Raw genomic sequence first — 25,551 nt, 5'->3', positions numbered from 1 at the left:
CTCTTACAAGGCCTTGAAGCGGGCGATCGCCACCTCCCGCTCGTGCTTGTGGTCGACGATCGGATCGACGTACTCCTTGGGTCGACCGAACTTCAACGTGTGCACGGCTTTTCCTTCTTCACCGCGCAGCTCCGGCACCCAGCGGCGGACGTACTCGCCGGTCGGATCGAACTTCTCGCCCTGGGTGATCGGATTGAACACGCGGAAGTACGGCGAGGCGTCGGTACCGGTTCCCGCGGTCCACTGCCAGCCGTGCTGGTTGCTGGCAAGATCGCCGTCGACGAGATGCTGCATGAAGTAGCGTGCACCCCGCCACCACGGCAGATGCAGATCCTTGACGAGGAACGACGCGACGATCATCCGTACTCGGTTGTGCATCCACTTCTCGGAGTTCAGTTGCCGCATACCGGCATCGACGATCGGAAAGCCCGTCTCGCCCTTGCACCAGGCGTCGAACAACTCGTCGGCGTGCTTGCCCGAGTCCAATTCGATCGCGTCGAACTTCTTGACGTAATTCTCCCTGGCACTGTCGGGGCGTTGAAAAAGGATGTCGGCGTAGAAGTCTCGCCAGCAGATCTGTCTGCGGTACGACGCCGAGCCCTCGCTGCGGAGCTTGCCCAGGTCGGCCAGCATCGTCCGCGGGTGAATGGTTCCGTACTTCAGATGGACCGACATCCGGCTCGTCGAGTCGAGGTCGGGACGGTTGCGCTCGTCGTCGTACGCCGAGACCTCCTCGAGAAACTCCTTCCACTGCTTCGACGCCGCCGCCTCGCCGGCCGCCGCGTCGGACGCCTCCTTCTCGGATGGAATCTTCACGCGCCGAACGCCTTTCACCTCGCCCGGGTCGATCCACGTCGCGCTGTCTGCCGACGTATCGGCCGGCCCGCGCCAGCCGTGTTCGAGCCACTGTCGTGAGTACGGCGTGAACACCTTGTACGGCTCGCCGTCACTCTTGAGGATCCGGCCGGGAGCGACCGCGTACGGGGAGCCGGTCTCGACCAAGGTCACCTTCTCGCCGACGCGCTTGTCTCGCTGACGGCCGTACGGGCCGTAGTCGGCACTGATGTGCACGTCCGAGGTGTCGATGGCCTTCGCCACCTTGGGGACCACCGTCGCGGGGTCGCCGTGCACCACCATCAACCGGCCGTCGAGCTGCTCGTCCAATGCCTCGAGCGACCGAAACAGGAAGTCCTTGCGCGGTCCGCCGGACGGCTTCAACAAACCGTCGTCGAGCACGAAGAGCCCGAGCACCGGGTCCCCGGACTCGGCAGCGGCGGTGAGGGTGGGCAGATCCCCCAGACGGAGATCACGGCGAAACCATACGAGCGACATGGTTCCAGTCTTACCCATCCGCTCGGCGTGCAACCCGACCACGCCGGATTCCCTCCGTTGGGTCCTGGGTGCAGCTACCGTGTACGCGGCACCGCGCCTACGGGGAGGAGCACGCGTCGACATGGCATTCCAGTGGGGAGCACCCCATCGGTACGACTTCTTTCCCGATTACCTGGTTCGACGGCACCTGATGACGCTTGCGCGAACTGCCGTAGTCCTGGCCACGGTGGTCCTCGGCCTACAGCCCCTGTTGTTCGAGTTCGGCACCGATCGGAGCGACTCCGGTGCGATGTTCGTGGCCGTGGGGATTGCTGTGGTCGACGCAGGGTGGGCTGTGCTGCTGTGGCGATCACGTCCGTGGTTCACCGAAACGCAGTCCCTGTGCTTCGTGGCCACCGCACTCGTCTTCATGACCACGACCGGATACCTCGTATCGATCCCGCTTCTCGGCCTCGCCGAATGTACCGGGTTCGCCGTTGTCTGTGGCTATGTGGTGTTCTTCCACGGCCCTCGCGTTTTCACAGCAGCGATCACCGGCGCGGTATCGGCGACCGTCGCCATCGCGTTCGCCGAGCTACATGACGGAGTTCCACCGATACAGGTTGCGGCACTGGGTGCCTCGGTTCTGATCATCATCGGTGCAGTGCCGATGATGACACTGATGATCGTCGGCATGATGACCATCGATGTCGAATTCTCCGAAGTGGACGAACTCACCACCGTGCTCAATCGCCGCGGCCTCCAACGTGCAATGCGGCGGGCGGTGGCCTCCACGATGTCGAGCGCGTCGCTCACCGTCTATCTGCTGGACCTCGACAAGTTCAAAGCCATCAACGACACACACGGCCATTCCGTGGGCGACAGAGTTCTCGTTTCCGTAGCGACCGCTCTGCGACGAGCGGTATCCGACATGACGGTGGCTCGGCTCGGTGGAGAGGAGTTCGTGGTGATCGACATCGCCGGTCGGGTGGCCGTTTCACCCGAGGTCACCTCGGAAAATGTGCGCCGCACGGTCCGCGCCGCCGCCGAACCCCTGGTGACGGCCAGCATCGGTGTCGCAGGCCCGGTCGACACGGATTCCGAATCTCTCGAGAGCACGTTTCGCGCCGCGCTGGCTGCTGCAGATCGCTCGATGTACTCGGCCAAACGCGCAGGCGGCGACCGCGCACATCACGATTCGGCGTCGTAGCCGGACTCTCAGAGAACCGCCAACGACGGCTCACCAAGGCCGCAACATAGGGCTCTACCTTGGGAAACACAGAAGAGAAAAGGAGAACATCATGACGAACACCCGCCCCTTCCCCGGCGCTCTTTCCCTGGTGAACAGCACCTGCACCTTCGAGAAGTACTACGAGCAGCTCTACGCCAAGGCACCTGCGCTCGCCTGGTCGCTCGACGCCGACACCGGCCGCCGCAGTGCACTCGAGGAGTTCTTCGCCAAGACGCCCGAGGAACGCCGCACCACCGTCGACAGCTGGGTTGCCTGAACCCTCACAATGGACCGGTGACCGAATCGTCGAGTTCCCTTGCCACAGTCCTCGTTGTCGATGACGACGCCGACGTGCTGTCCTCACTACAACGTGGACTGCGCCTGTCGGGGTTCACCGTCATCACCGCATCCGACGGAGCAGAGGCACTGGGCGTGGTCTCCAGATCCACGCCCGACGCGATCGTGCTCGACATCAACATGCCGGTACTCGACGGGGCCAGCGTCGTGACCGCGTTGCGTGCGATGGGCAACGACATCCCGATCTGTGTGCTCAGTGCCCGCAGCTCGGTGGACGATCGCATCGCCGGGCTCGAATCCGGTGCCGACGACTATCTCACCAAGCCGTTCGTACTGGCCGAACTCGTTGCGAGGATCCGGGCAATGCTGCGCCGGCGCGGCACCAATCCAGTTGTGCCGGCGGCAGACTCGGGAGTACCGAGCTCGGCGGTGGCCATCGGAAGCCTCGTGGTCGACATCCCCGGGTATCGCGTGCATCGCGGCGGAGTCGACATCGATCTGACCAAGCGGGAATTCGAGTTGCTGGCAATTCTGGCGCGGAACAAGGGCGTTGTGCTCACGCGTGAGCGATTGCTCGAACTGGTGTGGGGCTACGACTTCGTCGCCGACACCAACGTCGTCGACGTGTTCGTCGGCTATCTTCGCCGCAAACTCGAATCCGACGGGTCGCCGCGCATCCTGCACACCGTCCGCGGCGTCGGATTCGTCGTCCGAGACGCCGCATGAGCTTCTCGCTGCGTGCCCGCGTCGCCGCCGCCACGGCCCTCGGTGCCACCCTCGTCGTAGCCGCACTCGCGGTGGTCACCTCGGTCGCCATCTCCCGCAACAACGTCAATCAACTCGACGAACGGTTGACGACAGCGTCGCAGGTGCTGGTCCCGAACTCGTCGACGTTGGAGGCCTTCATCGATCAACTCTCCGGCGCATTCGCCGTCACCATTCGCAGCGGCGACATCGTGGTCGCGTCCACACCGACACGGCTGCCCGCGCTGGACACCGGATCGCAGACCGTCGACGTCGACGGCCAACGGTTCCGCGTCTACACGGCGGTATCGACCATCGTGTCCACCATCTCCATTTCGATCGGAGTGCCGGCCCTCGAGGCACAACAGGTGACCGACGAGCAGCAAAAACAGGTGCTGATGCTGGGGCTGGTGGCGATCGCGGTGTCCACGGGCCTGGGCTGGCTGTTCGGCGGGCGAGCCGTCAGACCGCTGGTGACGTTGACCCGGCAGGTCAGCGCGCAGCCACCGACCGCTCCCGAGACCCGCACCGGCGTCACCGAGGCCGACGCACTCGCAGTCGCGATCGGGGGCATGCTGACCAGGCTCAACGAGGCACAGGACCGCACCAATGCCGCACTCGACACCGCACGCGATTTCGCGGCAGTCTCCGCGCACGAACTGCGCACCCCGCTGACGGCGATGCGCACCGATATCGAGGTTCTGCGAACCCTCGACCTCGAGCCCGCGCAGCAACGGGAGATTCTGGGTGACCTCGAGCGAACGCAGGGACGGGTGGAGACGACGCTGACCGCGCTGGAACGACTCGCGTCGGGTGAACTGTCCAGTGAGGGCGACAGAGTCGAAACCGACATCATCGACATCTGCGACGTCGCAGCCCAGGACGCACAGAGACTGCATCCCGAGCTCGACATCCGCGTGGAGTCCGCTCCCGATTCCGAGATCACGATGCGCGCACTACCGACCGGTCTACGATTGGCCGTCGACAACGTGATCGGCAATGCCGTCCGGCACGGCAACGCAACCTCGATCGTCATCACGGCCGAACGGGTCGACACGACGGTGCGCGTTCTGATCGACGACAACGGATCCGGTGTTCCCCTCGACGAACGCGAATCGGTGTTCGGCCGCTTCGAGCGCGGCACCAGAGCAGCCAAGGGCGGCTCGGGACTCGGCCTGGCGTTGGTTGCCCAGCAGGCCGAATTACACGGTGGCCGTGTCTACTTCACCGACAGTCCACTGGGCGGCGCGCGCCTGGTGATGGAGTTGCAGATTCGCTAGTGTGCCGCATTCGTTACTCGGGAGAAACCCGCGGCATCGACCGACGCGAGGAGTATGGACTCGTGCACTCGTCATCGGATTTCACCGTTCCCATCATCGACATCTCGCCGTACGTTCTGGGTGACCGCTCCCCGGACTCCGCCGCAGATTCCGACGCGATCGCGCGCCGAAGCGTGGCATCGGACGTCGACCATGCATGCAGCACAGTCGGTTTCATGCAGATCGTCGGCCACGGCATCCGGGACGACATCGTTGCCGGGCTCGCAGCGGCGATGGATTCGTTCTTCGGGCTCGACCCAGCGCAGAAGTCGGCCTACATCTGCCCGCCCGAGCTCAACCGCGGATACACCGCACCGAAGAGCGAGACGTTGAGCCTGAGCCTAGGGCTCGATTCGGCGTCGGGAATGAACGACTACTTCGAGGCATTCAACGTCGGCACCGGTGAGCCGAACACCTGGCCCGAGTCGGCCGGGTTCCGGGACGCCGTCGAACTGTATTTCGCCGAAGCTGCCCGCGTGGCCCGGACGCTGACCGGGGTGTTCGCCGACGCCCTCGGGGAATCGCCGAACCTGTTCTCACGCATCACCGATCAGTCACTCGACACGCTGCGAATGAACAACTACGCACTCGATCCGGGCACCGACGTACCGGAGGGTGAACTCACCGGAATGAGCGAGCACACCGACTACGGATTGGTGACGGTGCTCTGGGCCGACCGGGTACCCGGCCTACAGGTCCTCGGTGCCGACCGGCTGTGGCACGACGTGCAGCCTGTCGAGGGCGCGATGTTGGTGAATCTGGGTGATCTGACAGCCAGGCTGACCAACGATCGGTGGATGTCGACTCTGCATCGCGTGCGGCCACCGGTATCGGGCGGGACGATCCAGCGCAGGCGTTCTGCCGCCTTCTTCCACGACGGCAACCTCGACGCCGTCATCGCGCCGCTGGCGTCGTGCATCGAGACCGGCGCAGTGCCCCGGTACGAGCCGGTCACCGTTGCCGAACACATTCAGGCAAAGCTCGCAGGTTCCCGAGGCGGAACGGCGAATGCCTCGGCAACCCGCGAAGCCGAGCGGGTACGACGCGCTGTTACTCGACCTGCTGTTACTTGACGTCGAGCAGGTCGATGACGAACACGAGTGTCTTGCCGGAGAGGCGGTGACCTGCGCCGGCGGGGCCGTAGGCGAGCTCCGGCGGAATGGTGAGCTGGCGACGTCCGCCGACCTTCATTCCGGGGATGCCGTCCTGCCAACCCTGAATCAGTCCGCGCAGCGGGAACTGAATGGATTCGCCGCGGTTCCAGGACGAGTCGAACTCTTCGCCCGAGTCGAACTCGACGCCGACGTAGTGCACCTCGACGGTGCCGCCGGCAACTGCTTCTGCGCCGTCACCCTCGACGAGGTCGACCGTCACCAAATCCAATGGTGCGGGTCCGGCCTGAAATTCGATCACTGGCTTCGTCACTGAAGTCTCCTGCGGTTGATGCCGGCCCGCCGACGCCGGCTGTGAAGCTCTGGGCATATTCCGCTTCGACTTTACGTCGTGACGGTCAACCGATTGGAGCTGGCATCAAATTCGTCTTGTATTCGCAGGTCAACGTGTTGCCGGTTGCGGGGTCGGCCATCTCGACCTTCCAGGCGTCGGAGAACTGATTCACCCCGTGGTGCATCGAGATGGTGCCCGAGATCAAAACCGTTCCACGCGCGAACAGTCCACGTTCGGTGAGTACATCGAGCCAGTACTGCGGGGCGAGAAGATCACCGAGCGTTCCGGTCTGAATGAGTGCTCCGTCCGCCCAGGCGGTCAGGGTGATCTCGTCCAGTCGATCGGCCACGTCGGTCAACCGCCACGCGCTGGTGCCCAGCACGTCAGGGGCGGCGTTCTTGCTCCACGCGACACTGTGAACTTCCAGGTCACGGTCGGTGTGATCGCACGCAACCGTGAGCAATACGTCGTCGATCGTGTTGCCCAGGATCACCAGAGCCCATTCCGCCTCGCCCGACGTGCGTCCGTGCTGGACGGCGACGGTATCGGTCTGCTGCGCCAGGTAGGGCGAGATGGGGTAGAGCGCCGGGGTCACCGTCGGAGCGGGTACTCCCAGTTCGGCCAGCTCCGCGATGTGCGACGCCACCTCTTCCTGGTTGCGGCCTGCGTACCCAGCATTGAGCAGCGTGGTGACCTCGAGCGACTCGGTCGTGCCGTCGGGCAGCGTGAATGTGAGCATCAGTAAGGACCCTCTCCTCGTAAATTTTCTGTTTCCGATACGCCGAAAGCCTTGCGCATACGTCTTGTATACAGCAAGTATGGAGCACGTACAACGGATAGAGTGATCCCAGGCACAAGAAGGAGTCGTCATGACCGAACCTGTTTCGGTGGATAGAAAGGGCCTGGCCAAGGCCTTCGCGGCCAGCCTGACCGGAACGGCATTGGAGTGGTACGACTTCGCCGTCTACTCGGCCGCCGCCGCGTTGGTGTTTCCGCTGGTCTTCTTCCCGGACAGCGACCCGCTGACCGGAACACTGCTGGCCTTCTCGACATACGCCGTCGGGTACATCGCCCGTCCGGTCGGTGGATTCGTCTTCGGCCGACTCGGCGACGTCATCGGCCGAAAGCAGCTACTCGTCATCACCCTGCTGTTGATCGGCGTCACGACATTCGCCATCGGTTTGATCCCCGGCTACGACACCATCGGTATCGCGGCGCCGATCATCCTCGTCACGATGCGGTTCTGCCAGGGCGTCGCGGTCGGCGGCGAGTGGGGTGGTGCCGTTCTGCTCTCCAGCGAATACGGCGATCCCCGCAAACGCGGGTTCTGGTCCTCCGCCGCGCAGATCGGACCACCCGCGGGCAATCTGCTCGCCAACGGCGCACTCGCGGTGCTGACACTGACATTGACCGACCAGCAGTTCGAGTCCTGGGGATGGCGTGTTGCATTCCTCTTCTCGGCAGTACTCGTCGGATTCGGTTTGTGGATCCGCCTGAAGCTCGAGGACACGCCGGTATTCAAAGCACTCCAGGAAAGCGGCGATCGCTCCGAGGCCCCGATCAGCGAAGTGTTCAGGACAGAACTGCGACCACTGCTGGCAGGCATCATGTCTCGGGTTGCACCGGACGTCATCTATGCACTGTTCACGGTCTTCTCGATCACCTACGGCACCCAGAAGTTGGGCTTCGAGCGCAGCGAGGTGCTGACGGCCATTCTGGTCGGATCGGCGTGCCAGCTCGGCTTGATCCCGCTCGCCGGAGCCGTCTCCGACCGCATCAATCGACGCCTGGTCTACGGCGTCGCAGCCGTCGGCGGTGTCGCCTGGAGCGCGATCTTCTTCCTCGTCATCGGCGGAGGATCATTGCCTCTGCTGATCCTGGGTGTGGTTGTGGGCCTGGCGTTCCACTCGTTCATGTACGGGCCACAAGCCGCCTTCGTCACCGAGCAGTTCAGTGTGCGACTGCGCTCCACCGGTAGCTCGTTGGCGTACACGATCGCCGGTGTGTTCGGCGGAGCGATGGCCCCGCTGATCTTCGTGTACCTGTTGGACAAGACGGACAGCTGGGTGCCGATCGCCGGATACATCGTGATCGTCGGTGCCGTCACACTCGTCGGCCTCGCACTCGGCCGCAACCCCGACCCCACCGAGGACGAGCATTACGTGCTACTGAACCAGGAGCACGAAAAGGCTACGCGCGCAGCAGAGTCTGAAGTGTGACCTCGAGGTGAGCGTCGATCTTCTCGTGCACCAGGCCCTCGTCGCCGACACTCAGTGCGTCGATGATGGCCTGGTGCTCGGCGCACACCCGATGCTGTCGGTTGGCAGCAGTGAACAGGGCACTCAGGCCCACCCTGAGCTGCCGAGCACGCAGTCCGGCGTACGTGCGGGACAGAAGATCGCTGCCCGCCGAATCGATCAGACTCTGATGGAAGGTGCCGTCCCAATCGATGAACTCCTTGGGTGCATCCGCACTGTCGGAGTTCATCAGCAATTCCTGTTGCTCGAGCGCATGCTGCATCTGTGCAATCGGAGCATCCCCGGCGCGCAGCGCACGGGTGGCCGCGTGCCGTTCGAGGACGCCGCGCAGATCCATCAGTTCGGCGATCTGCCGTCCGGACATCGCCGGTACGTGCGCGCCGCGCTTGGGGACCATCTCCACCAGTCCCTCGGACTGCAGCATCAGCAGCGCTTCCCGAACCGGTGTGCGCGATACGCCGATTCGCGTGGCGAGCTCCTGCTCGTTCAGAAAAGTGCCGGTGGCGGCCGGTGACGACAGCACCTGATCACGTACGAACAGATACGCCTTGTCCCTCCCCGACAGTGGTTGCATACGATATGTATACCTGTCTTCACCCGACGAAACCAGGAGTCACACCGTGAGCTCGACAATCCGCATCAGCCTGGCCCAGATCACCAGTGGCGAACACCCCACCGAAAACCTCGAACTCATCGATAGCCACGCCCGTGCAGCAGCACATGCCGGGTCGAACGTCGTCGTGTTTCCGGAGGCGACGATGCGCTGCTTCGGCGGACCCATCAGGAAGTTCGCGGAACCCCTCGACGGCGAATGGGCCAACGCGGTGCGATCCATCGCCTCCGACGCCGGCATCACCGTCGTCGCCGGGATGTTCACTCCCGCCGCGGACGACAGGGTGACGAACACCTTGCTCGTCACCGGCCCCGGTATCGATGCGAGCTACGACAAGATTCACCTGTTCGACGCCTTCGGATTCGCTGAATCCGACACCGTCGCACCGGGTTCGGACCCACTGGTGGTGGACATTGCCGGAGTTCGGGTGGGCTTCGCGACCTGCTACGACATTCGATTTCCCGCGCTGTTCCAGAAACTCGGGGACCTCGGCGCGGAACTCGTCGTCGTTCCGGCGTCGTGGGGAGCGGGTGACGGCAAAGTCGAGCAGTGGACCCTGCTCGCTCGCGCTCGTGCCCTGGATTCGACGACCTTCATCGCGGCCTGCGATCAGGCCGAACCCGCTGCCGCCGAGGGTAATGCGCCGTTGGGCGTCGGGCACAGCATCGTCTGCTCCCCCACCGGCGAGATTCTCGGTCAACTCGACGCCACACCCGGCATGCTGACGATGGACATCGACACAGGACTGGTCGACGCCGTGCGCAAGACTCTGCCGGTGCTGAAGAACCGCAAGCACTTCGACGCCTGATCGTTCTACGTCGCACCGATCGGGCGAGCGTGGGAGGACCAGAACTCCGACACCACCTCGGCCAGTCGATCCGGCTGTTCCAGTGCGGGTATCACACGAGCGCCGCTGACGGTTACCTCACGCGCATCGGCCATCACGGCCGCGACAGCGCGCGCCTCCGCTGGTGTCCACTCCCCACGATCGTCGGTGGTGACGAACAGAGTTGGACGCGCCGAAGCTCGTGCAGCCCAGGTCAAGTCCGTGCGATTCAGGATCGCCGTCTCGATGGCCAGTGCAGTCGCTCGACGGCCCGCCCGCGCGACGGCGTCGCGCAGCATCTGCACTGCGGCGCGATCGTGGGCCCGGGTGTGGTCGGTGAAGATCGTCTCCTCGATGGCCGACCGGACCGGGCCGCGAAGGCCGACGAGCCTGTAGAGCGGTAGCAGCATTCGGATCTTCCGGCGCAACGCCTTGTCGATGGGATGCGTCGGCGCGCTGATCGCGACGAGGGTCGCGATCAGGTCGGGCCGTCGGGCAGCGACTTCCATCCCCACGTGACCGCCCCAGGCGTTTCCGAGCCAGTCGACGCTGCCGCTGCCCCATCGTCGCTGCATCTCTTCGAGTAGTTCGACAGCAGCATCCGCACAGCCCGAGATATCGGTTGGCTCGTGCAGCGGATCGCTCGAACCGCAGGACGGGGCGTCGACGAGATACAGGGTCCGGGCACCCGCCAGTGCCGGTAGTACCCGGTCCCAGCTCGACGAGTCGACGAACATGCTGTGCCACAACACAACCGGTGGTCCTGTTCCCGTGGCCCTGACATGCAGTCGACCGAGTCGCGTGGGGATGTCGTACTCGTTCATAATTGACATTACACAGCGTAATCTCAATTCTGTCTAGACTGCATTTCATGGCCAGGACCTACTCGTCGGACCTACGCACCGAGCGCGCCCGAATGAACCGCGCGGCGGTGCTCGACGCTGCGCACACGATGTTCCTGAGCCGAGGCTGGGTCGCCACGACCATGGCCGGCGTCGCATCGGCGGCTGGATTGACCCGGCAGACCGTCTACCAACAATTCGACGGGAAGCTTGCATTGCTGGACGGATGCATCGACAGAGCGCTCTCGGACAACCTGAACTCCCCCGTTCGCGAAATGCCGGACTACGAGAAGATGGGCACCGGAACGTTCGAGGAGCGCCTCGCAGCGGGCGCGGCCTGGCTCCGTGGGGCACATGAGCGGTCCGCGGGGATCCAACACGTGCTGGACGAGGCCGCCGTAGTGGATCCCGTTGCTGCGCAGCGACTCTCGGTCCGAGAAGAGACGCGATGGGACGAGAACCGTTGGGCAGCAGGACTCATCCTCGGGAGCCCTCCACCGGACGAGGTGGTCGACGCGATGTGGTTGCTCACGGCGCGTTCGTCATGGCTGAGACTGACCCGCGAGCGCGGCTGGACCTCCGAGCAGTGGGAGCAATGGTTCATCGCGCACGCTCGAACAGAATTGCAGCCGCGAACTCGTCACTGACGTCGCATCTCCAGCCGGAAACGACAATGCCGCCGACTCCCCGAGGGGAGCCGGCGGCATTGTCGTGCAGTACGAGCTAGCGGGAGCTGACGTCCTGGTAGTCGCGCTCGGTGTAGCCGGTGTAGATCTGGCGCGGGCGGCCGATCTTGCCGGTCGTGTCCTCGTTCTGCTCGCGCCAGTGCGCGATCCAGCCCGGGAGACGGCCCATCGCGAACAACACCGTGAACATGCGCGGCGGAAAGCCCATCGCGCGGTAGATCAGGCCGGTGTAGAAGTCCACGTTGGGGTAGAGCTTGCGCTCGACGAAGTAGTCGTCGGTGAGCGCGGTTTCCTCGAGCTTCAGAGCGATCTCGAGCAGCTCGTCGCCGTTACCCAGCTTGCCGAGGATCGTGTGCGCAGTTTCCTTGACCAGCGTCGCGCGCGGATCGAAGTTCTTGTACACCCGGTGTCCGAAGCCCATGAGCTTGACGCCGTCTTCCTTGTTCTTCACTCGACGCAGGAAGTCCGTGGCGTCGCCGCCCTCGGCCTTGATCTTGTCGAGCATCTCGAGCACGGCCTGGTTGGCTCCACCGTGCAGCGGTCCCCACAGGGCGTTGATGCCACCGGAGATCGAGGTGAACAGGTTGGCCTGCGAGGATCCGACGAGGCGCACCGTCGAGGTGGAGCAGTTCTGCTCGTGATCGGCATGCAGGATGAGCAGCATGTCGAGTGCCTTGACGATCTCGGGATCCACCTCGTACGGCTCGGCCGGGAATCCGAAGGTCAGACGCAGGAAGTTCTCGACCAGGCTCTTCGAGTTGTCCGGGTACAGGAACGGCTGACCGACGGACTTCTTGTATGCGTACGCCGCGATGGTCGGCAGCTTGGCCAGCAAGCGGATGGTCGACAGCTCGACCTGCGCCGGATCGTTGGGGTCCAGCGAATCCTGGTAGTACGCCGACAGCGCATTGACGGCGCTCGACAGCACCGGCATCGGGTGCGCGTTACGCGGGAAGCCGTCGAAGAACCGCTTGAGATCCTCGTGCAGCAGAGTGTGCCGACGGATCTTGTCGGTGAACGTCTCGAGCTGATCTGCGGACGGCAGCTCCCCGTAGATCAGCAGGTAGCTGACCTCGATGAACGAAGACTTGCCCGCGAGCTGCTCGATCGGGTATCCGCGGTAGCGCAGGATGCCTGCGTCGCCGTCGATGTAGGTGATGGCCGACTTGGTCGATGCGGTGTTGACGAACCCGCCGTCCAATGTCGTGTAGCCGGTGGTCGCCAGCAGCTTTCCCAGCTCGATGCCGTTGTTGCCTTCGGAGGCCTCGGCAATCGACATGGAGTATTCGCCACCGGGATAGGTGAGGGTGGCTTTGGCGTCATTCTCAGCGGGCACGAATGGTCCCTCTCGAACTCGTGTAACGGACACGTACTTGAAGCGGACAGTTCTAACGTCGATAGTGAAACTAGTCTCTCGACGCCTCGGACGCCCAGGGAGGGTCGGCACCGGGTCGCGAAACCGTGATCGCCGCAGCTTTCGCGGCGAAGTCGAGCGCGTGTTGCCAATCTTGCTTGCTCATCTCTTTCACCGCGTTCGATGTGATAATGCTCTCCTTCTGCAAAAAGCTGAGCAGAGCGCCATGCACGGTGTCACCTGCGCCGATCGTGTCGACCACGTCGACAGCCACACCCGGCACCGAGATCTCGTCGGCTGCAGTGAAGACCGAGATGCCATCGCCGCCGCGGGTCATGACCACCGCGGTGACCCCGGCCGCGAGCCAATCGTCGACAGTGGTCCCCTGGGTTCCGAGCCCCAACCAGAACGAGTCGTCCTCGGACACCTTGAGAATGTCGATGCTGGGCAACCACGAACGGAACCGGTCGCGGAAGCCGTCGGCGGTGATATCGCCGCTGGTGCTGTCGATGGCGGCAGGCCGGATGTTGGGGTCGAGCATCGTGAGCTTGCCCGCCGCCCGCGCCCGGTGAAGTAGTCCCGCGTACATCGACGCACCGGGCTCGTAGAGCAGGGACAGCGTGCCGAAGGACAGCACGCTGATCTCGTCCGGCAGGTCGCCGGGATCGGCCACGAGGCGATCGGCGGTGCCATCGGCGTAGAACGAGTACTCGGCGCTGCCGTCCTCGGCGAGCGTGGTCATCGCCAACGTCGTCGGCTCGTCGCCGCGCTGCACCCACGAGACGTCGACGCCTGCGTCGCGCAGACTCGCCAGGATCTGTTCGCCGAACGGGTCGCGGGAGATCCGCGACAGATACGCTACCGGCGAGCCCAATCGGCCGATCGCGACAGCGACGTTGAACGGTCCGCCGCCGAGCTTGGGCGAGAGCAAAGGTCCTTCGTGCACCGGGACCAGGTCGACCAATGCCTCGCCGCACACCAGAATCGTCACTTCTCGTACCTCATTCCCAAGGTGCCCGACCAGGTTTGCCCCGGCTCGAGCACGATCAGATCGATCTCGGAGTTCAACGCATCGGGTGGGCAGGTCATCGGTTCGATCGCCAACGCCCGGCCCCGATCGGGATAGGCCTGATCGTTGGCCGGATCGGCGGTGAACACCTGCACCCAACCGAAATTGCTGTCGGTCCACAGTACGGTCGCGGCGCCGTCCGGCCCACGCAGTACATGATTCGCGCGCCCGTCGGCATCGGGCAACGACGCACTGAACGGGGTATCGAGCTGCACTCCCCGCAGCGTTCGCGGCTTCCTGAAGTCGTACTCGGTATCGGCCGTCGACACCGAATTGCCCACGGGCAGATTGCGTTCCGGATCGAGAGGTAAGCGCGTTCCGGCCGAGAACTCGAGCGTGCAGTCGTCGAGCGGCACATCGCCAACCCTGGCGTACGTGTGGAAACCCATCCCGTACGGAGCCGCGGAATCGCCGGTGTTCTTCGCTGTTGCCGTCACTGTGAGACCGTCCGCCGAGAGCTCGTGCACCACGGTCAGCGTCACCGAGAACGGCCAGCCCTGATGCGTCCCGATATCCACGCTCTGCTCGACGCGACTGTCGGTGTGCTGGACCAGTGTCCACGCCACTCGACGGACGAAACCGTGGCTCGCATTGTTCCGCGAGGGCTCGCTGATCTCCATCCGATGCTCGACGCCATCGAATGTGAAGGTTCCATCGGCCGTGCGATTCGGCCATGGGGCCAACACCAACCCCGCCGACAGCGGCGGCTTGGTGCCGGCCTCCCAGGTCTCGGTGAGCGCTGCGCCGTCGTACTCGAGAACCCGCAGGCCTGCTCCGACGGCAGCGATGTCTGCCCGATACTTGCCGCTCGTCAAGGAGTAGGTCTGCGCGTCAGCCATGGGAGTCATTGTCCACCGGCCTACCGCCGGGTCGTTCCGCAGGCTCCACTCCCGCCTTGCCGCCGGCGATTGCACCCACTCGGTAGCGAATGAATGCCGGAAGTGCCAGCGCTGCGATCGCCACACCGATGACGACCAGTACGCCGCCGCCTGCCGCTGCGGCGGCCGTCCCCACCGACGCGGCTGCTGCGCCGTGCAGCACATCGCCGATGCGAGGCCCTCCCGCGACGACGACGATGAAGACACCTTGCAGTCGGCCCCGCATCTCGTCGGTCGCGACCGTCTGCAGCATCGTGCTGCGGAATGCCGCGGAGATCATGTCGGCCCCGCCGCCGAGGGCCAGGAACGCCAACGCGAACCACAGGGCAACGGCCGTCGCCCCGTCGGTGGCTGCGCCCACGGCGAGGCCGAATCCGATCATCGCGACGCCCCACACGACGATGCAGATCAGCACCGCCAGGCCCTGCCTGCGCACTCGTGGCAGCCAGCCCGAGAACACCCCGCCGACCACCGCCCCTGCGGACATCGCCGCGAACAGCATGCCCAGCACCGGCCCGCCCGACGCCGGGTCACCGAAGCTCTCGTGCGCGATCTGCGGGAAGAGCGCCCTGGGCATTCCGAACACCATGGCGATGATGTCGACGACGAAGGAGGCCAGCAACACCTTCTGGGTGGCGAGGTAGGCGAAACCGTCGAACACCGAACGCAACCCGGCTCGCTGACCCGACTTCGCCGGCGGAATCCCCGGCAGCCGGATCACTGCCCACAGCGTGGCGAACAGTGCGATGGTATCGATCAGATAGAGCGTCTCGAGCCCGATGTAGTAGATGAGGATGCCTGCACTGAGCGGTCCGGCGATGGCACCGAAGTTCATCACCGTCATGTTCAGTGAGTTCGCGGCGGGCAGTTGCTCGGCAGGCAGGATGCGCGGGAGAACGGCGCTGCGGGTCGGCTGGTTCACTGCGAAGAACGCTTGCTGAACTGCCAACAGCACCAGGATGATCCACACATTGTTCAGGTCGAGAAACGCCTGTAGCCAGAACAGCGCGGATGTTCCGATCAGACCGCACGTGGTGATCATCAGCAGGGTGCGGCGGTCCATCACATCGGCCAGCGCCCCGCCCCACAGGCCGAACACGATGAGCGGCACCAGTGCGAACACACCGGTCAGGCCCACATAGGCAGAGCTCAGCGTGATCTGGAAAACCTGTTGTGGCACAGCCACAATGGACAGCTGCGCCCCGATGACGGTGACGATGTTCGCCAACCACAACCGCTTGTAGGCCGGAGTCCTCAGCGGGGTCGTATCGGCGAGGATGCCGCGCAGTCCGCTCACGGCTGCAGACGCTCGATCACACCGCTTGCCACCGTCAGGCGAATTCGGTTGTGCATACGGCTCGTTCGGCCCTGCCAGAACTCGACCGTCTCGGGCTCGACGCGAAAGCCACCCCAATTCGGGGGCACCGGTACATCGATACCGTCGAACGTCGCGGTGACCTCGGCCAGTCGCGCAGCCAGATCGTCCCGCGAGCCGATCGGGCGCGACTGCTCGGACGCCCACGCCCCCAATTGGGATCCCCGTGGCCGCGTGCGCCAATACGCTTCGGTGGTCTCGGCGTCCACCTTGACCACCGGGCCGCGGACAGTGAGCTGGCGGGCAATTCCGATCCACGGGAACGTGATCGACGCATACGGGTTCGCGGTGAGTGCACGACCCTTGTCCGAGTCGTAGTTGGTGTAGAAGACCACGCCGTCGACGTCGAGGTCCTTGCACAACACGGTGCGGGTGGCGGGCCTACCTGCCTCGTCGACCGTCCCCAACACTATGGCGTTGGGCTCGGCCAACTCGGCCGCTATCGCGTCGGCCACCCACCGTTGGGCGACAGGGAACCACCCGCCCGTCAGAGCGTCGACGTCGAGGTCCTCGGGCTCTCCGTAATCCACCCGCATGTTCGCCAGGCGCTGTTCATCTGCAGACACAAGCCCAGACGCTACTCCCGCGTACACCCCGGCTATGGTTCTGACGAAGTACGCCCGGATGCGGCGCAGAGCCGGGTGCAGTTGCGACGAGGGAGTCCACAGGCCATGGCTGTTCAACGAGTTCCCGAGGATTTCGTCTCCGGTCTCGAAGGTGTCGTCGCGTTCACCTCCGACATCGCCGAGCCCGACAAGGACGGCGGCGCACTGCGCTACCGCGGCGTCGACATCGAAGAACTCGTCGCACAGAACGTCACATTCGGTGATGTCTGGGCCTTGCTGGTCGACGGTGAGTTCGGGCGAGGACTACCTCCGGCCGAACCTTTCCCTCTTCCGATCCACACCGGTGACGTCCGCGTCGACGTCCAGGCCGGTCTGGCGATGCTCGCACCCATCTGGGGTTACCAGCCGATACTCGACATCGACGACACCATCGCCCGCGACAACCTCGCGCGCGCATCGGTGATGGCACTGTCCTATGTGGCCCAGTCCGCTCGCGGCATCTACCAGCCCGCGGTGCCGCAGACTCGCATCGACCAGGCCGCGACCGTCACCGAACGATTCATGGTTCGCTGGAAAGGCGAACCGGATCCCGCCCACGTCGCCGCCATCGACGCCTACTGGGTCTCGGCCGCCGAGCACGGCATGAACGCATCGACGTTCACCGCGCGCGTCATCGCCTCCACCGGAGCAGACGTCGCCGCGTGTCTCTCCGGAGCCATCGGCGCGATGTCCGGCCCCCTGCACGGCGGTGCGCCCGCCCGCGTACTGCCGATGATCGAAGAGGTCGAGAAGACCGGTGACGCACGGGCGCTGATCACCGGCATCCTGGACCGAAAAGAGAAGCTCATGGGCTTCGGGCACCGCGTCTACCGCGCCGAGGACCCCCGCGCCCGCGTCCTGCGCGCCACCGCCGAGAGACTTAACGCGCCGCGCTACGAGGTTGCCGCGGCACTCGAACAGGCGGCACTGACCGAACTGCGCGAACGCCGCCCCGACCGCGCTATCGAAACCAACGTCGAGTTCTGGGCCGCGGTGATCCTCGACTTCGCCGAGGTGCCCGCGCACATGATGCCCGCGATGTTCACGTGCGGACGCACCGCGGGCTGGTGCGCGCACATCCTGGAACAGAAGCGTCTCGGCAAGCTCGTTCGCCCTGCCGCCCTCTACACCGGCCCCGAACCCCGCAGCCCCGAGTCCGTGGACGGCTGGGAACTGATCCGGTAGTCGAAGCCGCGGCGGCACCCGACTAGCCTATGGGTGCCATATTCCATCGACGCTAGGACGCGCTACTCCATGGCCGAATTGCCGATCATCCCCGCCGATCTCCTGCCCGCCGACGGACGCTTCGGTTGCGGCCCGTCCAAGGTTCGCCCCGAGCAGCTGCAATCCCTGGTCGACGTCGGCGCGTCCGTGTTCGGCACCAGCCACCGACAGAAGCCTGTCAAGGATGTCGTCGGACGCGTACGCAGTGGCTTGAAAGACCTGTTCTCGCTCCCTGAGGGCTACCAGGTAGTGCTCGGTAACGGTGGCACCACCGCCTTCTGGGACGCCGCTGCATTCGGCCTCATTCGCGAGAAGTCGCTGCACCTCACCAACGGCGAGTTCAGCTCGAAGTTCGCCTCGGTGGCCAAGAACAACCCCTTCATCGGCGATCCCATCGTCGTCAAGGCCGAGCCGGGCAGTGCCCCCGAGCCCACTTCCGACCCGTCCGTCGACCTCATCGGTTGGGCGCACAACGAGACCTCGACGGGCGTGGCCATCCCGGTCAGCCGTCCGGCCGGCTCCGAGAACGCCCTCATTGCGATCGACGCCACCTCCGGCGCCGGCGGTCTGCCGGTGAACGTCGCCGATTCCGACGTCTACTACTTCGCGCCGCAGAAATGCTTCGCCGCCGACGGCGGCCTGTGGGTCGCGCTGATGAGCCCGGCCGCGCTTGCCCGCGTCGACGAGATCGCCTCCAGCGGCCGTTGGGTTCCGGACTTCCTGTCGCTGCCGATCGCCGTCGACAACAGCAGCAAGGACCAGACGTACAACACCCCGGCAGTGGCGACGCTGCTGCTGTTCGCGGATCAGATCGAGTGGCTCAACTCGCAGGGCGGCCTCGATTGGGCCACCGAGCGCACCGCCGATTCGTCCTCGCGCCTGTACGACTGGGCCGAGAAGAGCGAGTTTGCAACGCCGTTCGTGACGAACCCGGATCACCGCAGCCAGGTCGTCGGAACCATCGACTTCGACGAGAAGGTCGACGCAGCTCAGGTTGCCAAGATCCTGCGCGCCAACGGCGTCGTCGACACCGAGCCGTACCGCAAGCTCGGCCGCAACCAGTTGCGTGTCGGTATGTTCCCCGCGATCGAGCCGGACGACATCACCGCACTGACCAAGAGCATCGACTGGGTCGTGTCCACGCTGAGCTGATTCCAGGGATGGGCTGATTACCAGCAAGCTCACAGCTGGGGCGCTCCCTTCGAGGCCTACACTTGCATTCAAGTACGCAAGCGTAACGACCTCGGAGGGAGCGCTCGTATGTTCAGGCTCCTGGCATTCGCGCTGCGGATTCGCGTGACACTGGTCTACTGCACCCTCGCGGTGGCAGGCACGGTAGCGCTCGGCCAGATCGGCCCTCACGATCGCTGGCACGTGCTGCATGCGGCGAGTACCAACCTGCACAATCTGACCGACGGCCACCTGGCCACCCTCGTCACGAGCGTATTTCTCACCGAGGGTCGGGTGAACTGGCTGTGGTTGGCCGCGGTCGCCCTGTTGTTCGCCGTCGCCGAATGGGTTTCCGGTTGGCGACGCTTTCTTCTCACCTTCAGCGCCGGACATGTCGGTGCCACTGCTCTGGTTGCCGTCGGACTGCTCATCGGCATTCACGTCGACTGGCTCGCGGACTCGCTGGCGATGGCCGTCGACGTCGGGGTCAGCTACGCGGCAGCGGCGGTCGCAGGGTCGATGATCAGGTACCTGCCGATGCCGTGGCGTGTGGGGTGGGCCGCGCTGTGGATCGGCGTGGTCGCCGTGAGCGGAATCTCGGACCCGTCGTTCTCCGCCGTCGGGCACGCAATCGCCCTGAGTATCGGCTTCGGACTGGGCGCGGTGTATCTACACAGGGACGTACCGACACTGTCTCGCAAGGCAATTGACGCGACTTCGGGCGATCGGGTGCAGCCGAGCCCGCAGCTGTCTACTCTCTGAGACAGAAACGATCGTCGGCGGAAGCGATGCGTGTCGAACACCCACCGAGCACACCCGGTGAACTAGGGTCGAATTCGACGGTATCGCGAGCCGGCGCGATGAGGAGGTCACAGTGCGAGACTTACGTGTGGTGGGTCTCGAGGCCGACGGAAAGTTCGTCGTGTGCGCAGATCCCAAGACCGGCGACAGATTCCGGCTTCCGGCCGACGACAAGCTCCGCGCGGCCTCACGCGGCGACATCGCTCGACTAGGACAGATTGAGATCGAAATGGACAGCTTGCTTCGGCCGAAGGAAATTCAGGCTCGAATTCGCAGCGGAGCGACCATCGAACAGGTCGCCGCCGACTCGGGGATGGCCGTCAGCCGCGTCGAGGTGTTCGCTCACCCCGTTCTGCTCGAGCGCTCCCAGGCGGCGTCGATGGCTCAGGCAGGTCATCCGCTACGCCACGACGGCCCGGCCGTGCAGACCCTGCTCGACATCGTCACCCTTGCCTTCCGCGCACGCGGCCACAACCTCGACGACGCGGCATGGGATGCCTGGCGCGACGAGGACAACAAGTGGGTCGCGCAGCTGAAGTGGCAGGCAGGTCGCACCACCAACAAGGCGCACTGGCAGTTCCTGCCCGACGGGCACGGCGGCACCATCGCTCCGCTCGACGACACCGCCCACGAGCTGATCGATCCCGACTTCGGCCGTCAGCTGCGCGGACTCGCCCCGGTGCGCGCCCTCGCGCCCGCAACGACCGACGACGAGACCTCGCAGCAGAGCTTCGACGAGTACTACGGAACCACCGCCGACAGCGAACGGGACGCCGAGACCATCGAGGTCGAGATGGACGACGCGCCGACCGCCGACATCGAGCAGCCGCACGAGCCGGTCGCCCGGGAGCCGAAGCCCGCACCCAAGGCAGCACCCGGTCACACCAATGGCAAGGACAAGCGCGGAAAGCCTGCCATGCCGTCATGGGAAGACGTCCTGCTCGGCGTCCGGAGCAGCGGCCACAACTGATCTCTTCGATGGCCGATTTGCCGCTCGGTGACAGATTGCAGACGCTCACACCGTAGGCTTTCGACGGAGCTTACGGAGAGAGAGGTGCCGGTAGTGGGGGCCAAAGCATCAACGATCTGGTACGTGGACGCACCCGATCCGATTTCTGTACTCCGAGAGGCAACCACCTCGGATTGGAATGCTGCGACGGCACTCGTAGGCCGGTTGTACCCCCACTTGACAGCGGTGCCTCTCGGCCAAGGCCCGATATCGACCTCGGCCGGTGTGGACGACAACCACGTCTTCGTCGGTTGCTACTCCGGCGTCACCGTGGTCTGCGGATCCAATCTTTCGGTACCCACGCCGTCGACACTTCCCGAATCCTTCACTCGCCCTCTGGCTTCCGAGCACACCTACCTCGTCGCATCGGATCCGCAGCACGCATGGGGCGCGTTCGCCTACTGGGAGCGCGGCGAATTCCGCCGATCGTTCAGCGCGACGCCGGTCTACATCTACGAGGACGCTGGTCTACCGCTGGTGTGGGAGCGGTCGTTCTGGGCCGGTGAGCATCCACTGGTCTATCCCCCCGGGGTGATGCCCGATCCGCAGTCGCTCCCGTTCCATCCGCAGGAATTCGCCGAAGCCGCCAACGCGGAATGGCTCGGATTCCGCTACACCGGTGCCCCGCACCCCGGTGAATTCGATCCGGCCACACTGCCGGTCTGCGGATTCACGATGTACGTTCCGGGTCAGGAGCCACCACCACCGAACCAGCAGGGCCGAGGCTCGAACGGTCGGGGCCCACAGGAACCGATGCCCGGTGCCCCGGACGAGCAGGCACAGCGACCGAAGAAGCGTTGGTTCTCGCGCAGGTAGGCCCGTCAGAACGCCGACGCCGCCAGCGCCACGAAGCTCAGGATGGAACCGACACCGGCCCCGTACACGGCCCAGCGCCACACCGGTATCGCGAGCCACCGCATGACCGTCGGTGCTGCACCTGCCACGACGACCATATTGAGACCGAGTGCGAGCAAGGGATGAACTCTGGCCAGTTCCAGACCGAATGCCGTCAACGCCACCGCCGTCAGTGCCGTCGAGATCAAGGTGATCGGAATTCCGGTCCAGCGAACACCTGGGTCGCGATCGGTCACGTCAGACGCACCCGTTCGTAAAAGCCCATTGCCGCAGCTGTCGCGACGTTGAGTGAATCGGTGCCCGGTGCCATCGGGATGCGCGCGCGAATGTCGGTGGCGCGCATCGCATGTTCGGTCAACCCCGGCCCCTCCGCGCCCAACAACAGTGCGACCTTGTCCCCCGTCATCGCCGAGGCCAGCGATACGGCCTCCGGATTGGGGGTCAGAGAGATCAGCTGAAAACCGTGCGCACGAACACGATCGAGGCCACGGGGCCACTCGGGCACCTTCGCGAAGGGCACGCGGAGCACATGTCCCATCGACACCCGTACCGACCGCCGGTACAGCGGATCCGCGCACGCGGCACCGAACAACACGGCATCGACGCCGAGGCCGGCCGCATTCCGGAACATCGACCCGAGATTCTCGTGGTCGTTGACGCCCTCGAGAATCGCCACCGTTTTCGCGCCGTCCAGCACCTCGTCCAGATCGAGGGCAGGCGGCCTGTTCGCCGCCGCCAACACTCCACGATTGAGATGGAAGCCGACGACCTCGGCCATCACCTCGGCCGACGTCCGATAGAACGGGACATCCGATTCTGCGAGATCGTCGCGCAACGCGTCGAGCCGTCGATCCACGCCGAGCAGGCTGATCATCGGAAAACGTGAGGTCAACAGGCGCTGCGCAACCAGCACCCCCTCGGCGATCACCAATCCCTTGCCCTCGGGCAGATCGGGTCGCCTGTCCGAGGAGTTGAGGTCGCGAAAATCGTCCAGCCGGGGGTCGAGAGGATCGTCGACATCGATTACATGAACCACCCGCTCATCTTGTCACCCGGCCTTTCCGGCGGTCCGTCGGCGAAGGCCTACATCTGTATGGAAAAGTAAAGAGCGATGACTACCGACGAATCGATCACCATCCGCACCGCCTCCGACCACGACTGGGATGCCGTCGCGCTACTCGACGCCCACGCGTTCGGCGAGCACCAGAACGCCGAGGATCTTGCCGAGACGCAGATCCTCACCAAGTCCGAGCACGTGTACCTGGCATGGGACGGGCAGACCCCGGTGGGTGTCGCCATGCACTTCCCGATGTCGGTGACCGTTCCGGGCGGCGCGCAGGTCGAGGCCTCCGGAGTTTCCTGGGTGTCCGTCGCACCGACGCATCGCCGACGCGGCATCCTGCGATCGATGTTCACCCAGCAGCACCGCGCTCTGAACGACGCGGGTGCTCCGCTGTCTTTGCTGACAGCCAGCGAAGCGACGATCTACGGACGCTTCGGGTACGGGCCGGTGACCGAGGAGATCAGCGTCTCGATCGACCGTCGGTTCGCGCAGTTCCGCAAGGACGCTCCCCCGGCGACGGGTGTGCGGCTGATCGAATCGGCCGAGGCCACCGAGCTGCTCCCGGACATCTACCACCGGTGGCAGCAGCAGACCGCCGGTGCCCAGCCCAAGCCGCCGATCCGCTGGGAGCGCTTCTTCGCCGATCGCGAGAACCGACGCGACGGACTGACCGCACTGTTCTTCATCGTCCATGCCGACGGATACGTCGCCTACCGCCGCGGACGCAATCCCAGCCGGGTGGTGGTGCAGGAATTCATCGCCGTGACCGACGACGCGTACGCCGCACTGTGGCAGATCCTGGTCGGGGTCGACCTGGTCGACACCATCGAGGTCCGGCAGGCACGGGACGAAGCACTGCCGTTCCTGCTGACCAACAACCGGCTACCGAAGGTCACGGCTCACCACGACGCTCTGTGGGCCCGCATCATGCACGTCGAGGCAGCGCTCGAGGCGCGCACGTACGCTCTCGACACGTCGCTGATCATCGCCGTCCGAGATCCGTTCCTCGACGCGGGCGGTACCTACTCGTTCACCGTGGCCGATGGCAAAGCGACCTGCACCCGGGTGGAATCCGAACCGGACATCGAACTCGACATCGATGTGCTCGCCAGCATCTACTTCGGCACGCACCGGGCTCGATTGTTCGCCGCGGCCAATCGCCTCACCGCCCGCAACGAGGAATCTCTGCATGCACTGGATCTGACGTTCGGAACAGCGCGCCCGGCCGTCATGGGTTGGGGTTTCTAGACCGGCCCATTCGGCTTGTCGAGCGCAGTCGCCGCGCCGCCCTTCATCCTGAGGGCGGCGTACAGCGTCACCGCGAGCAACACCGTCAGGTAGCCGATGAATTCGACACTGTCGTGACCGCTCGTGGCGTGGTAGATCAACGGTGCCGTGCCCCCGAAGAGCGAGTTCGCCACGGCGTAGCCGAAGCCGACGCCCAGAGCCCGGATGTGCGCCGGGAACACTTCGGCCTTGGCGATGCCGTTCACGGACAGGTAACACGTGAGCACGAAGAATGCGCTCACCAGGATGACGAAGACCGCGGGCGCGGACGTCACCCGGGTGGTCGCCGCCACCAACGCCCCGGTAGCAAGTATCCCCAGCGCCCCGAATACGACGAGCAGAGGCTTTCTGCCGATGCGGTCGCTCAGTGCACCGCCGACCGGCTGCAGCACCATGAGCATCACGAAAGCAGCGAGCACGAGGCCGGTCGCGATGAGCTCTCCCCTGGCCCCGTCCGCGGCGAAGAATGTCTCGCGAACGATCGAGGGGACCGTGACGGTGTAGGTGTAGAACGCGGCACTCCCTCCGGCGGTCAGCAGGAACACCCAGACAAGCGGACGCCAGTGATCGTGAAACAGCGCTCTCATCGTGGCGTCCCGGTCCGCCTGTGACGCCTTCGGTTCTCGCGGGGCACGATCGAGTCCGCGCGCCCACCACAGAGACGCCAGGCCGGCCGCGCCTCCCGCGGCGAACGCGAGGCGAAAGCCCCACTCGGAGATTGCCGCACGGTCGGTGCTCGCGAGGAGCACGAGCAGACATGTCTGCGCGAGCACGAGGCCGCCGACGATCGTCGCGGCCTGGAACGAGGCGAAGAATCCACGATGACCTCGCGTGCCCGACTCGGAGAGCAGTACCGTCGCCGCCGCATATTCGCCACCGGTTGCGATGCCCTGCACGATGCTCACGACCGCGAGGATGACCGCTGCCCAGGCACCGATCGTGTGGACCGTCGGAGTGACCGCCAGGGCAACCGATCCGGCCGACATGAGCGTGACTGCCGCGACGAGCGCGAATTGTCGGCCTCGCACGTCCGCGATCCTGCCGAACAGCCACGAGCCGAGCGGACGTACGACGAAGGTCAATGCGAAAAGTCCGTAGACGTACACCAGTGAATTCGTCGACGACGGATCGAAGAACTCGGTCCGGAAGTACGGCGCGAACGTCGCGTAGAGATACAGGTTGAACCACTGCACGAGATTCGGCACCGAACCCGCCAGTATGACGCGGATCTGCGTACGACGGTCGGAGCTCGCCGACTCGGTGCGATTCACGAGCTGAAAGTACCCGA

General features: G+C 64.9%; 27 protein-coding genes. 14 read left to right on the top strand and 13 right to left on the bottom strand.

Annotation, left to right across the window (positions count from 1 at the left end; translation table 11 throughout):
- Window positions 1–3 precede the first annotated feature (3 nt).
- Entirely contained in the window at window positions 4–1,332 is a 1,329-nt protein-coding gene (locus CH275_RS19685; RefSeq protein ID WP_094679964.1) for a cryptochrome/photolyase family protein, read from the bottom strand.
- 121 nt (window positions 1,333–1,453) lie between these two features.
- Here CH275_RS19685 and CH275_RS30290 point away from each other — a divergent pair, with 121 nt between their 5' ends.
- The 5 genes from CH275_RS30290 to CH275_RS19660 all read left to right on the top strand — a co-directional run bounded on the left by CH275_RS30290 (window position 1,454) and on the right by CH275_RS19660 (window position 5,975).
- The gene (locus CH275_RS30290; protein WP_179276237.1) at window positions 1,454–2,521 is read left to right on the top strand and encodes a GGDEF domain-containing protein; all 1,068 of its coding nucleotides are present in this window, start codon (window positions 1,454–1,456) and stop codon (window positions 2,519–2,521) included.
- A 91-nt stretch (window positions 2,522–2,612) separates the two neighbouring features.
- Complete coding sequence (locus CH275_RS19675) at window positions 2,613–2,819, top strand: hypothetical protein (RefSeq protein ID WP_032378310.1); 207 nt, start codon at window positions 2,613–2,615, stop codon at window positions 2,817–2,819.
- 17 nt (window positions 2,820–2,836) lie between these two features.
- Window positions 2,837–3,565, top strand: a complete 729-nt coding sequence (locus tag CH275_RS19670; RefSeq protein WP_094679962.1) for a response regulator transcription factor — start codon at window positions 2,837–2,839, stop codon at window positions 3,563–3,565.
- Window positions 3,562–4,863, top strand: coding sequence for a sensor histidine kinase (locus CH275_RS19665; protein ID WP_094679961.1), 1,302 nt, complete (start codon window positions 3,562–3,564; stop codon window positions 4,861–4,863). Before CH275_RS19670 ends, CH275_RS19665 begins: the two co-directional genes overlap by 4 nt.
- A gap of 62 nt (window positions 4,864–4,925) precedes the next feature.
- On the top strand, window positions 4,926–5,975 hold the full coding sequence (locus CH275_RS19660) for an isopenicillin N synthase family dioxygenase (protein WP_094680283.1): 1,050 nt from the start codon (window positions 4,926–4,928) through the stop codon (window positions 5,973–5,975).
- Here CH275_RS19660 and CH275_RS19655 read toward each other — a convergent pair.
- Together CH275_RS19655 and CH275_RS19650 are read right to left on the bottom strand one after the other, a co-directional pair.
- On the bottom strand, window positions 5,968–6,327 hold the full coding sequence (locus CH275_RS19655) for an FKBP-type peptidyl-prolyl cis-trans isomerase (protein ID WP_032377394.1): 360 nt from the start codon (window positions 6,325–6,327) through the stop codon (window positions 5,968–5,970). The genes CH275_RS19660 and CH275_RS19655 overlap by 8 nt on opposite strands.
- A gap of 85 nt (window positions 6,328–6,412) precedes the next feature.
- Entirely contained in the window at window positions 6,413–7,087 is a 675-nt protein-coding gene (locus CH275_RS19650; protein WP_094679960.1) for a DUF2848 domain-containing protein, read from the bottom strand.
- A gap of 130 nt (window positions 7,088–7,217) precedes the next feature.
- On the opposite strand from CH275_RS19650, the gene CH275_RS19645 reads away from it, so the two are divergent.
- Window positions 7,218–8,567, top strand: a complete 1,350-nt coding sequence (locus CH275_RS19645) for an MFS transporter (protein WP_094679959.1) — start codon at window positions 7,218–7,220, stop codon at window positions 8,565–8,567.
- On the opposite strand, the gene CH275_RS19640 is transcribed toward CH275_RS19645, so the two are convergent.
- Window positions 8,539–9,180 carry a GntR family transcriptional regulator gene (locus tag CH275_RS19640; protein WP_094679958.1) on the bottom strand — a complete coding sequence of 214 codons (642 nt, stop codon included), beginning with the start codon at window positions 9,178–9,180 and terminating at the stop codon, window positions 8,539–8,541. The genes CH275_RS19645 and CH275_RS19640 overlap by 29 nt on opposite strands.
- A gap of 46 nt (window positions 9,181–9,226) precedes the next feature.
- Between CH275_RS19640 and CH275_RS19635 the strand changes: the two genes are divergently transcribed.
- Complete coding sequence (locus tag CH275_RS19635; RefSeq protein WP_094679957.1) at window positions 9,227–10,027, top strand: carbon-nitrogen hydrolase family protein; 801 nt, start codon at window positions 9,227–9,229, stop codon at window positions 10,025–10,027.
- 5 nt (window positions 10,028–10,032) lie between these two features.
- On the opposite strand, the gene CH275_RS19630 is transcribed toward CH275_RS19635, so the two are convergent.
- Window positions 10,033–10,869, bottom strand: a complete 837-nt coding sequence (locus CH275_RS19630) for an alpha/beta fold hydrolase (RefSeq protein WP_094679956.1) — start codon at window positions 10,867–10,869, stop codon at window positions 10,033–10,035.
- Window positions 10,870–10,916: 47 nt separating this feature from the next.
- On the opposite strand from CH275_RS19630, the gene CH275_RS19625 reads away from it, so the two are divergent.
- The gene (locus CH275_RS19625; RefSeq protein ID WP_094679955.1) at window positions 10,917–11,534 is read left to right on the top strand and encodes a TetR/AcrR family transcriptional regulator; all 618 of its coding nucleotides are present in this window, start codon (window positions 10,917–10,919) and stop codon (window positions 11,532–11,534) included.
- Window positions 11,535–11,610: 76 nt separating this feature from the next.
- On the opposite strand, the gene CH275_RS19620 is transcribed toward CH275_RS19625, so the two are convergent.
- The 5 genes from CH275_RS19620 to pdxH form a co-directional block, all read right to left on the bottom strand.
- Window positions 11,611–12,909, bottom strand: a complete 1,299-nt coding sequence (locus tag CH275_RS19620) for a citrate synthase (RefSeq protein ID WP_032377399.1) — start codon at window positions 12,907–12,909, stop codon at window positions 11,611–11,613.
- A 70-nt stretch (window positions 12,910–12,979) separates the two neighbouring features.
- Window positions 12,980–13,918 carry a carbohydrate kinase family protein gene (locus tag CH275_RS19615; protein WP_094679954.1) on the bottom strand — a complete coding sequence of 313 codons (939 nt, stop codon included), beginning with the start codon at window positions 13,916–13,918 and terminating at the stop codon, window positions 12,980–12,982.
- Window positions 13,915–14,844, bottom strand: a complete 930-nt coding sequence (locus CH275_RS19610) for an aldose 1-epimerase family protein (protein ID WP_094679953.1) — start codon at window positions 14,842–14,844, stop codon at window positions 13,915–13,917. Before CH275_RS19610 ends, CH275_RS19615 begins: the two co-directional genes overlap by 4 nt.
- Complete coding sequence (locus CH275_RS19605; RefSeq protein ID WP_256991155.1) at window positions 14,828–16,162, bottom strand: MFS transporter; 1,335 nt, start codon at window positions 16,160–16,162, stop codon at window positions 14,828–14,830. The genes CH275_RS19610 and CH275_RS19605 overlap by 17 nt, the downstream gene beginning before the upstream one ends.
- Window positions 16,163–16,167: 5 nt before the next feature.
- Window positions 16,168–16,785 (bottom strand): pyridoxamine 5'-phosphate oxidase, encoded by a 618-nt coding sequence (gene pdxH / locus CH275_RS19600; RefSeq protein ID WP_143546851.1) that lies wholly within the window; start codon window positions 16,783–16,785, stop codon window positions 16,168–16,170.
- Window positions 16,786–16,920: 135 nt separating this feature from the next.
- On the opposite strand from pdxH, the gene CH275_RS19595 reads away from it, so the two are divergent.
- The 5 genes from CH275_RS19595 to CH275_RS19575 all read left to right on the top strand — a co-directional run bounded on the left by CH275_RS19595 (window position 16,921) and on the right by CH275_RS19575 (window position 21,874).
- On the top strand, window positions 16,921–18,039 hold the full coding sequence (locus CH275_RS19595) for a citrate synthase 2 (protein ID WP_094679951.1): 1,119 nt from the start codon (window positions 16,921–16,923) through the stop codon (window positions 18,037–18,039).
- Window positions 18,040–18,108: 69 nt separating this feature from the next.
- Window positions 18,109–19,230: a phosphoserine transaminase gene (serC, locus tag CH275_RS19590; protein ID WP_094679950.1), complete on the top strand. Its 1,122-nt coding sequence runs from the start codon at window positions 18,109–18,111 to the stop codon at window positions 19,228–19,230.
- Window positions 19,231–19,338: 108 nt separating this feature from the next.
- Entirely contained in the window at window positions 19,339–20,010 is a 672-nt protein-coding gene (locus tag CH275_RS19585; RefSeq protein WP_094679949.1) for a rhomboid-like protein, read from the top strand.
- Between the two features lie 112 nt (window positions 20,011–20,122).
- Complete coding sequence (gene sepH / locus CH275_RS19580) at window positions 20,123–21,019, top strand: septation protein SepH (RefSeq protein WP_094679948.1); 897 nt, start codon at window positions 20,123–20,125, stop codon at window positions 21,017–21,019.
- A 93-nt stretch (window positions 21,020–21,112) separates the two neighbouring features.
- Window positions 21,113–21,874, top strand: a complete 762-nt coding sequence (locus CH275_RS19575; protein ID WP_256991154.1) for a DUF6928 family protein — start codon at window positions 21,113–21,115, stop codon at window positions 21,872–21,874.
- 5 nt (window positions 21,875–21,879) lie between these two features.
- Here the strand turns inward: CH275_RS19575 and CH275_RS19570 are convergent, their stop codons facing one another.
- Both CH275_RS19570 and CH275_RS19565 read right to left on the bottom strand, forming a co-directional pair.
- On the bottom strand, window positions 21,880–22,149 hold the full coding sequence (locus tag CH275_RS19570; protein WP_179276236.1) for a DUF2537 domain-containing protein: 270 nt from the start codon (window positions 22,147–22,149) through the stop codon (window positions 21,880–21,882).
- Window positions 22,146–22,949 (bottom strand): TrmH family RNA methyltransferase, encoded by an 804-nt coding sequence (locus CH275_RS19565; RefSeq protein ID WP_094679946.1) that lies wholly within the window; start codon window positions 22,947–22,949, stop codon window positions 22,146–22,148. Before CH275_RS19565 ends, CH275_RS19570 begins: the two co-directional genes overlap by 4 nt.
- Window positions 22,950–23,024: 75 nt before the next feature.
- Between CH275_RS19565 and CH275_RS19560 the strand changes: the two genes are divergently transcribed.
- On the top strand, window positions 23,025–24,224 hold the full coding sequence (locus CH275_RS19560) for a GNAT family N-acetyltransferase (RefSeq protein ID WP_094679945.1): 1,200 nt from the start codon (window positions 23,025–23,027) through the stop codon (window positions 24,222–24,224).
- Here CH275_RS19560 and CH275_RS19555 read toward each other — a convergent pair.
- A complete protein-coding gene (locus CH275_RS19555; RefSeq protein ID WP_179276235.1) occupies window positions 24,221–25,534 on the bottom strand; it encodes an MFS transporter in 1,314 nt (437 codons plus the stop codon). The genes CH275_RS19560 and CH275_RS19555 overlap by 4 nt on opposite strands.
- Window positions 25,535–25,551 lie beyond the last annotated feature (17 nt).

Origin of the sequence: Rhodococcus sp. 06-235-1A (genome assembly GCF_002258785.1) — a bacterium.
Classification (GTDB): domain Bacteria; phylum Actinomycetota; class Actinomycetes; order Mycobacteriales; family Mycobacteriaceae; genus Rhodococcoides.
This window is presented reverse-complemented; position numbering and strand designations above follow the sequence as displayed.

Coding starts and splice junctions, on each gene's coding strand:
- CH275_RS19640 (WP_094679958.1), bottom strand. CDS start 9,180: ATGCAACCACTGTCGGGGAGGGACAAGGCGTATCTGTTCGTACGTGAT.
- CH275_RS19560 (WP_094679945.1), top strand. CDS start 23,025: ATGACTACCGACGAATCGATCACCATCCGCACCGCCTCCGACCACGAC.
- pdxH (WP_143546851.1), bottom strand. CDS start 16,785: ATGCGGGTGGATTACGGAGAGCCCGAGGACCTCGACGTCGACGCTCTG.
- CH275_RS19585 (WP_094679949.1), top strand. CDS start 19,339: ATGTTCAGGCTCCTGGCATTCGCGCTGCGGATTCGCGTGACACTGGTC.
- CH275_RS19610 (WP_094679953.1), bottom strand. CDS start 14,844: ATGACTCCCATGGCTGACGCGCAGACCTACTCCTTGACGAGCGGCAAG.
- CH275_RS19685 (WP_094679964.1), bottom strand. CDS start 1,332: ATGTCGCTCGTATGGTTTCGCCGTGATCTCCGTCTGGGGGATCTGCCC.
- serC (WP_094679950.1), top strand. CDS start 18,109: ATGGCCGAATTGCCGATCATCCCCGCCGATCTCCTGCCCGCCGACGGA.
- CH275_RS19675 (WP_032378310.1), top strand. CDS start 2,613: ATGACGAACACCCGCCCCTTCCCCGGCGCTCTTTCCCTGGTGAACAGC.
- CH275_RS19625 (WP_094679955.1), top strand. CDS start 10,917: ATGGCCAGGACCTACTCGTCGGACCTACGCACCGAGCGCGCCCGAATG.
- CH275_RS19595 (WP_094679951.1), top strand. CDS start 16,921: ATGGCTGTTCAACGAGTTCCCGAGGATTTCGTCTCCGGTCTCGAAGGT.
- CH275_RS19665 (WP_094679961.1), top strand. CDS start 3,562: ATGAGCTTCTCGCTGCGTGCCCGCGTCGCCGCCGCCACGGCCCTCGGT.
- CH275_RS19630 (WP_094679956.1), bottom strand. CDS start 10,869: ATGAACGAGTACGACATCCCCACGCGACTCGGTCGACTGCATGTCAGG.
- CH275_RS19650 (WP_094679960.1), bottom strand. CDS start 7,087: ATGCTCACATTCACGCTGCCCGACGGCACGACCGAGTCGCTCGAGGTC.
- CH275_RS30290 (WP_179276237.1), top strand. CDS start 1,454: ATGGCATTCCAGTGGGGAGCACCCCATCGGTACGACTTCTTTCCCGAT.
- CH275_RS19645 (WP_094679959.1), top strand. CDS start 7,218: ATGACCGAACCTGTTTCGGTGGATAGAAAGGGCCTGGCCAAGGCCTTC.